Here is a 1,473-nt window from a genome sequence, read left to right as displayed (position 1 = left end):
GGCCCCCCCGCCGCCGCGGGGCCTGGGGCCCCCCACCAGCCCCCCCCCCAACCGGCGGCCCGCCGCGCGCCCCCCCGGGGCCGCGGGCTTCCTGCTGAAGGACTCGCCCGCCGAGGACCTGATCCGCGCGGTCCGCACTGTCGCCGGTGGCGGCGCCTGGCTCGACCCCGCGGTCACCGAGCGTGTGCTGACCGCTTACCGGACCGTCCCGGTGTCGGCCTCGCGGGCTGACGACAGGCTGAGCGAGCTGACCGCCCGCGAGTACGAGGTGCTCCAGCTGATCGGGCGCGGCCGGGTCAACGCCGAGATCGCCGCCGAGCTGGGAATCTCCGAGGTCACGGTGAAAAGCCATGTCGGTCACATCTTCGGCAAGCTCGACCTGCGCGATCGGGCCGCGGCCATCGTCTTCGCGTTTGACCACGGGGTGGTCTCACCAGGAGAATCCATCTCCTGAGGGGCGGCGCAAGCCCTCGCCGCGCCCTGGACTGGAGGTGCACGGGGTGGATGGCTCGGGACGGCGGGTTGGTACTCGGTTCGGACCCTACGAGTTGCGTGCGCTGCTCGGGCAAGGCGGGATGGGGGAGGTCTACGAGGCGTTCGACACCTCCAAGCACCGCCTGGTCGCGGTGAAGTTGCTGTCGGAGGCGCTGGCCGAGGATCCCTCCTATCAGGAACGCTTCCGCCGGGAGTCGCAGGCCGCGGCCCGGCTGGCCGAACCGCACGTCATCCCGATCCACGACTGGGGCGAGATCGACGGGGTGTTGTTCCTGGACATGCGCCTGGTGGCGGGTTCGGACCTGAGCACCATCCTGCACCGCACCGGCCCGCTCGACCCGGCCCGCGCGGTGCGGCTGGTCGAGCAGGTCGCCGCCGCCCTCGACGCCGCACACGCCCAGGGCCTGGTGCACCGGGACGTGAAGCCGGCCAACATCCTGGTCACCGACGCCGACTTCGCCTATCTCGCCGATTTCGGCATCGCGCACACCGAGGGCGATTCGGCGATCACCCAGGTCGGCATGGCGCTCGGCTCCTACATCTACATGGCGCCGGAGCGGTTCGACTCCGGCCCGGTCACCGGCCGCTCCGACATCTACTCACTGGCCTGTGTGCTGGTCCAGTGCCTCACCGGCGCCCCGCCGTTCGCGGCCGGTCAGGTGACCTCGCTGGTGCGCGCGCACACCACCGAGCCGCCGCCGCGCGTCACCGAGCGCGTGCCCGGCCTGCCGCCCGCGCTCGACACGGTGATCGCGACCGCGATGGCCAAGAATCCCGCCGACCGCTATCCCACCGCGTTGGAGTTCACCCGGGCGGCCCGCGCGGCCCTCGGGATGCGCGAAACCGGTACCGCCCCGGTCACGGCCCCCGCACCGGGTCCGGGGGCGGGTGGACCCGGCGTGGTGGGGGCGGGCGCCGCGGCGCCCGCGGCCCCCCCCGGGGGGGGGGGGGGCCCCGCCCCCCCCCCCCCCGCGGGGG

The 1,473-nt window shown here is 74.3% G+C and carries 2 protein-coding genes; both read left to right on the top strand.

Annotation, left to right across the window (positions count from 1 at the left end; translation table 11 throughout):
* Positions 1–454: response regulator transcription factor (locus QH283_RS25730; protein WP_280505519.1), on the top strand; the 454-nt coding region annotated here is incomplete at its 5' end.
* Between the two features lie 121 nt (positions 455–575).
* Positions 576–1,473, top strand: an 898-nt coding sequence (locus tag QH283_RS25725) for a serine/threonine-protein kinase (RefSeq protein WP_280505518.1), incomplete at its 3' end; no start/stop codon positions are given.

The sequence above is a fragment of the Nocardia farcinica genome (assembly GCF_029867845.1).
Lineage (GTDB): Bacteria > Actinomycetota > Actinomycetes > Mycobacteriales > Mycobacteriaceae > Nocardia > Nocardia farcinica_A.
This window is presented reverse-complemented; position numbering and strand designations above follow the sequence as displayed.